The organism is Paracoccus sp. (in: a-proteobacteria) (assembly GCF_035556475.1).
Classification (GTDB): Bacteria; Pseudomonadota; Alphaproteobacteria; order Rhodobacterales; family Rhodobacteraceae; genus Paracoccus.
In genome coordinates this window covers 1-6,173 of sequence record NZ_DATMFA010000066.1, presented here as the reverse complement: position 1 = coordinate 6,173, position 6,173 = coordinate 1, and the positions used below count along the sequence as shown (strand labels likewise).

Sequence of the window (6,173 nt, the reverse complement as noted above, 5' to 3'; positions counted from 1 at the left end):
TGATGCCGGGCACCAGCCGTTCGGCCTGATCGAGGCTGAGGCGAGCCTCCGTCATCCGGCCCAGCCCGGCCAGCGCGGTCGCCACGGCCAGATGCATATGGGCCAGACCGGGGGCGGCGATCGCCTGCGCCTCTTGCAAGGCCCGGTCGTGCCGCCCTTCGGAAAAATGGTATAGAAACAATCCGATACGGCATTGACCTGCATATTCTGGATTGCGGCGATAGACCCCTTCCAGCAGCGGAACGGCGCTGTCCCATTCCATCCGCAGGGCATGGCGCAGGCCCAGTTCGGCCTGCACCTCATGGTCGTTCGGGTTCAGCGTGCGGGCAAGTTGCAAGGTCGCCATTGCCGCCTGGGGCCGGCCAAGGAACCATTCCGCGACGGCCCTTGCGTGATGGCACCGGCTGGACGTCGGGGCAAGGCGGACCGCCTGCCGGGCAAGATCCAGCGCGTGTTCCAGAGGCGCGGCCTCCACCCGGTAGCCGAAGCGGGCCGCGCTGCTGTAAAGCAGCGAGAGGGAGGCCAGCGCCGATGCGGCCCTTGGATCCTCGGCGACTGTCGCCTCGAGATCGCGGCGCAGAGGCTCGAATCGCGCCGGGTCCAGCCTGCGCCAGTAGTCGTGAAAATCCAGCAGCTTCCGATAGGCCACAAAACAGCCGGACGCGCCGCATTCCCGCGCCTGGCTGTCGAGGATGCCATCGCGCGATGCCACCGTCCGCGCGACCTCGCCCGCGATCCCGGCAGCGAGATCGAAGAGCTGCGATGCGTCGCGATCTTGGTCGAGGGCGCGCTGAAACTCCTGCGCCCAGATGAAGCGCCCGTCACTGACCCTTTGCATCAGAAACTCGGCGCGAAGCATGTCGCAGGACAGGATCAGCGTGGCCGAGATCCGGTAGTCGGTCGCCGCCTCCTCGCCGCCTCGATGCCCGGCCTCGGGTGCGCCGGCGACATGGCCGTGGACGGAAAGTTCGGTGAAGCGGGTCAGGGCCGCGATCACCTGCCGGGTCAGCACCCGCGCGACCGAGGCGCGGTCCCCTTCCTGCGCACAGGGTTCCACAAGGATGCGGGGGCCGTGATCGGGGGCCGCCTCCCCGCATCCGGCATCCGGGGTCGCCATGTCCCCCTGCCGGTGCGAGGTCAGAAACTCGGGCACATAGGTTCCCTTGGGGATCAGGATCCGCAGACCGGGCCATTCCGCCTGCAGCAGATAGAACCGCTCGATCGCCCGTCTCAGACGCGCGGCCTCGATCCGCACGATGGAATCCTGCAGCGGATCGAAGTCGTCGGACCTGCCGAACACGCTGGTCGCGATGCTGTAGGCCTTGATCCTGTCGCCCCTGCCGGACAGCTTCTCCTCGACCACATGGCGAAGGAAGCGCCGGTTTCGGTCAGAGGCCGCGAATTCGGGAGAGGCGAGCATCCGTTCGAGTTCCTTGCGGACCTCCTCCGGGGCAGATGTCGCAGTTCCATCGACCATCAGGTTCACTCCGCAGCGGCAATCGGGATGCGAGGAAAGTGAGTAACGAAGGCATGTCTCAGTAACGTACTCGCTATTGCGGGCTTTGGCATGAAACTTTCTTCGACTTGATGCGCTCAATCCGGCCGAATCGGAGAGCCGCCAATGGAAACGCCAGGCGCCATGCGTCCGATAGATCACGCCATTCTGCGATTTCCCGCGCAGGGAGAGGCCATCCGGCTGGCCTATCTTCAGGATGAGCGGTTTCGCGCGATCTGCGAGGATCTGGACCTTGCCCTCGCCTCGCTGCGTCGCTTCGAGGCGCGGCCGGATGCGGACCGGCGCCCCGAGATCGACGAATACCGCAACGTGCTGCGCGAGCTGGAGGATGAGTTGCGGGAATATCTGCGCGTCAGCGACGGGTCTGGCTAGGCCAGCCGATCCGAGGCCGCGCTCTCGTCTTTCAATGCGACCCCTGTTGCCCCGATGCGGCGCGCCTCCTCTACCAGCCAGGCAAGACGATCCGCAGCGGCGTCATGGGTCAGCCCCCCGCTTTGATGGATATTCGAGACGCAGTTGCGCGCGCTGTCGCGCAAACCCGGCCGGGGACCGAGCGTCAGATAGGCCCCGAGGCTGTCGGCGACCGAAAGGCCCGGCCGCTCTCCGATCAGGACCAGCACCATTTCGGCCCCGAGAAGGGCGCCGATCGGATCACCGATGGCGACCCGTCCCCCCTTGACCAGCACCACCGGCTGTCCCGCCAGTTCCGGGAGCCGCGCGGATAGCGCCGCCACCACCCCCGGCGCATGGGCCGCGACCGCCGGGGCCGACAGGCCGTCGCAGACCACCAACGCCAGCGGGCCGTCGAGGCGCGGCAATTCCGTCCCTTGGGCAAGCTGCCGGCCAAGATCGGGACGGCGCAGATAGCTTTCCCGATCGCCCGCCCGGCTTTCGACACGCAGGCAAGGATGCGGGGCCAGCGCGGCCGAGAGGGCGTCCATGTCCAGCGCGGCATGGATCGCGTCGCGGGCGGCGGCGTGATCCTCCTGAAACGCCAGCAGCGAGGCGAGCGGCAGCGGCCGCGACGCCGCGTCGAGACGCACCCGCGCAGGCGTGAGGCGGCGCAGATTGGCGAAGAAATCGGGCGCGCTCATACCGAAAGCCCAAGGCGGCGGGCCAATGCGGCGGGGTGGGGCAGCGCGCGCGTGCCCTGCCCCGCCAGCCCGAACTCCCCGAGCCAGCGCGCAAATTCGGGCGCGGGCGTCAATCCGGTGATTTCGCGCAGATAGGCGATGTCCTCGAAGGCGAGGCTCTGATAGCCCAGCATCACGTCATCCGCGCCGGGGACAGTGATCACAAAGCTGACCCCCGCCTGCGCCAGCAGGGTCGAGAGGTTGTCCATATCGTCCTGATCGGCCTCGACATGGTTCGTATAGCAGACATCGACCCCCATCGGCAGGCCCATCAGCTTGCCGCAGAAATGATCCTCGAGACCTGCGCGGATGATCTGCTTGCCGTCATAGAGATATTCCGGCCCGATGAATCCGACGACCGTATTGACCAGCAGGGGTTGGAAGGCCCGCGCGACGGCATAGGCCCGGACCTCCATCGTCTGCTGATCGACCCCATGATGGGCATCGGATGACAGGGCCGAGCCCTGCCCGGTCTCGAAATACATGCAGTTCTGCCCGACCGTGCCACGCGCGGCAGCAAGCCCGGCGGCATGAGCCTCGGCAAGGATCGAAAGCGTCACCCCGAACCCCTCATTCGCAGCCTGCGAGCCCGCAACCGACTGGAAGATCAGGTCCACGGGTGCCCCCCGCTCCAACAGCGCGAGCGAGTTCGTCACATGGGTCAGAACGCAGCTTTGCGTCGGGATCGCGAAAGCCTGCCGCATCTCGTCCAGCGCGACCAACAGGGCGTGGCAATTCGCGATATTGTCCGAGGCCGGATTGACCCCGATCACCGCGTCCCCCGCGCCCTGAAGCAAACCGTCCAGAACCGAAACGGCGATGCCACGCGGATCATCCGCCGGATGATTGGGCTGAAGCCGCGTCGCAAGCGTGCCCCGCCTGCCGATCGTGCTGCGAAATGCCGTAACCACCTCGGTCTTGCGGGCGACGCGGATCAGATCCTGATTGCGCATCAGCTTGCTGACCGCCGCAACCATTTCGGGCGTCAGCCCCGGCGCAAGCGCGGCCAGCGCGACCGCATCGGCGGCGGGCGAAAGCAGCCAGTCGCGAAACTCGCCCACGGTCATCGACGCAACCGGCGCAAAGGCCGCGATGTCGTGGCTGTCGATGACAAGCCGGGTTACGTCATCCGCCTCATAGGGGACCAGCGCCTCGGTCAGGAAGATGCGCAGCGGCAGGTCCATCAGCACGCGCCGCGCGGCGACGCGCTCAAGTGCGCTCCCGGCGGCGATCCCGGCCAGTTGGTCGCCCGAACGCTCGGGCGATGCAGCGGCCATGACCGAGGCGAGATTGTCGAAGCGGAAGCTCTCGCCCCGCGCAGTGGCGCGATAGCTCATCTCCGCGCCCGACCGGGACATGCGCCGGGCGGGCGGCCTTGCGACATGTTGGGGAGCATGGCCCCTCGCGAGGCCGGGCCGCCAGTTTTCTCGATCACCTCAATCTCCTGCGCAGGGGATCACCTTGCCGAAGCATAGCAGTCCTCGCGGAGCAGGGAGCAATGATATTCCGCGAAGCGAGCGGGATTGTGCGCGCCTGCGGTTCAGCTTCCCGCTTCGGCACCGGCCTCGGGGAAGAAATAGTCGGTCCAGGATTGCGCTTCGTTCTTCAGCACGCCGATCTTGTGCAGTTCCGAGGCATAGACGAAGGTATTCTGCGGGACGATGGTGAAATCATTCTCGGGGTCGTTGATGATTTCCGCGACCAGTTCGGGCGAAAGCTTCGAGCCTTGCTGGCGAATGAAGACCTCGGCCGCCTCGCTTTTATTGGCATTTATCCAATCCGCAGCCTCGGCCAGAGCGGCATAGAAAGCGGCATAGGTCTTGGGATTTTCGTCGTGGAATGCGGTGGTCGCATAAAGCACGTTGAATGTCGCCGGCCCGCCCAGAATATCGTATGAGCTGATGACCTTGTGCACCGCCGGATTTGCCGAGATCGCCTGATAATAGAACGGAGCCGAGGAAAAATGCGAATTGACCTCGGTTCCGCCTGAAATCAGCGCAGCAGTTGCGTCGGGATGGGGAAGGCTGATCGAAATGTCGTCGAATTTCTTGAAATTCTCGGGCCCGAAAAGCTTCGCGGTCTCGATCTGCAAGGTCCGTGACTGGAAGCTGACGCCAGCAGCCGGGACGGCGATCCGGTCATTCGGGCCGAAATCCTCGAGCTTCTGGACCTCGGGATTGGTGGTGATCAGGTAGTTCGGAAGCGAGCCGAGCGCCGCGACCAGCTTCACGTCCTGCGCCCCCTTGGTCCGGTCCCACATGGTCAGCGCCGGCGGAACGCCCGCCGAAACCACGTCGAGATTATTGGCCAGAAGCGCCTCGTTCATGGCGGTGGCGCCGGAAATGCTGGCCCATTCGACGTCGATGTCTAGCCCGGCCTCCTTGCCGTGCTTCTCGATCAGCTTCTGGTCGCGCACCACGTCGAGGATCAGATAGGAAAGGCCGAATTGCTGGGCGAGCCGGATCTTACCCTCGGCCGCCGCCTGGAGGGGCACGAGCGCGGCAAGTGCCGCGGCCGCCGTCATGGTCAGGATTGGCCGCTGCGTGAGCGTGCGCGGATGGCTGGTTCTCGGCATGGAAACATCCTCTGAAACTGGCGTCCCCGGATCGAGGCCGCACACCCCCGCACAAGCTGGCGGGAGAATGGAACAATCTTCCGCCGCAGGATGCTTATCACGACCCATCCGGTCAATATTACGCAACGGTTGTTCTGAACCAGATGAGGGGAATATTTCTTTCACCAAAACTCACCTATGGAGAATCTTTTTCCTGAATATCGAAATCCTTCTGAATACTCCAAAACCCACCCTCGCCCGCGGTGTTCAATGAATAAGGCATGGTGGCGGAATTAATTTCACTGGCAGACGCCCTCGTTGGGGAATCCGTTTCCCTTTAGTTTGCAGAGATCGGTGAAAATCATCTCAATTCCCCTACCCCTGATTCCGCCGCTTGCGGCGCAAAGGGTTTTTGACGACTATTCCAGTAGTGATTAATTGGGGCATGAATGAGAAATATTCCTCCCGCTCCCGCAGCAGACAGGATTTCCCGATGGTCTTGATGTCGCAACTCGACGTTCCGACAAGGACGGCTTCGCTGCCGGCACCGATGCTGAAGGTGCGCGGGCTCACGCTGGAATATGCAACGCAGGAGCGAGTGGTGCGCGCGACGCATCAGATCGACCTCGATATCCATGAGGCGGATCGCTTCGTGCTGCTGGGGCCGTCGGGCTGCGGCAAGTCGACGCTGCTGAAATCCATCGCGGGTTTCATCCAGCCGGTCGAGGGCCAGATCACGCTCGACGGAACCGCCGTTCGCGGACCGGGCGTCGACCGGATCGTGGTGTTTCAGGAATTCGACCAGCTTCCGCCGTGGAAGACCGTGCTGGGCAACGTCATGTTCCCGCTGCTTTCGACGCGGCGCGTTTCCCGGGACGAGGCGCACGGGCGCGCCATCGACAGCATTGCGCGTGTCGGCCTTGCCGGTTTCGAGGACGCCTATCCCCACCAGCTTTCCGGGGGGATGAAG

5 protein-coding genes and 1 pseudogene are annotated in these 6,173 nt (G+C 64.5%); 2 read left to right on the top strand and 4 right to left on the bottom strand.

Translation table 11 applies throughout. The annotated features are described in order from the left end of the window. Nucleotides 1–1,477: pseudogene (locus tag VNQ78_RS08155) on the bottom strand (hypothetical protein); the annotation flags it as partial. A gap of 144 nt (nucleotides 1,478–1,621) precedes the next feature. Here VNQ78_RS08155 and VNQ78_RS08150 point away from each other — a divergent pair. Continuing rightward, the gene (locus VNQ78_RS08150) at nucleotides 1,622–1,888 is read left to right on the top strand and encodes a hypothetical protein (protein WP_325688516.1); all 267 of its coding nucleotides are present in this window, start codon (nucleotides 1,622–1,624) and stop codon (nucleotides 1,886–1,888) included. On the opposite strand, the gene eutC is transcribed toward VNQ78_RS08150, so the two are convergent. The 3 genes from eutC to VNQ78_RS08135 all read right to left on the bottom strand — a co-directional run bounded on the left by eutC (nucleotide 1,885) and on the right by VNQ78_RS08135 (nucleotide 5,224). Continuing rightward, nucleotides 1,885–2,610: an ethanolamine ammonia-lyase subunit EutC gene (gene eutC, locus VNQ78_RS08145; protein WP_325688514.1), complete on the bottom strand. Its 726-nt coding sequence runs from the start codon at nucleotides 2,608–2,610 to the stop codon at nucleotides 1,885–1,887. The genes VNQ78_RS08150 and eutC overlap by 4 nt on opposite strands. Further along, entirely contained in the window at nucleotides 2,607–3,986 is a 1,380-nt protein-coding gene (locus VNQ78_RS08140) for an ethanolamine ammonia-lyase subunit EutB (RefSeq protein WP_325688512.1), read from the bottom strand. Before VNQ78_RS08140 ends, eutC begins: the two co-directional genes overlap by 4 nt. A gap of 203 nt (nucleotides 3,987–4,189) precedes the next feature. Further along, nucleotides 4,190–5,224, bottom strand: a complete 1,035-nt coding sequence (locus VNQ78_RS08135; RefSeq protein WP_325688510.1) for an ABC transporter substrate-binding protein — start codon at nucleotides 5,222–5,224, stop codon at nucleotides 4,190–4,192. A 472-nt stretch (nucleotides 5,225–5,696) separates the two neighbouring features. Between VNQ78_RS08135 and VNQ78_RS08130 the strand changes: the two genes are divergently transcribed. Then, a partial coding sequence (locus tag VNQ78_RS08130) for an ATP-binding cassette domain-containing protein (protein WP_325688508.1) occupies nucleotides 5,697–6,173 on the top strand: 477 nt, incomplete at its 3' end.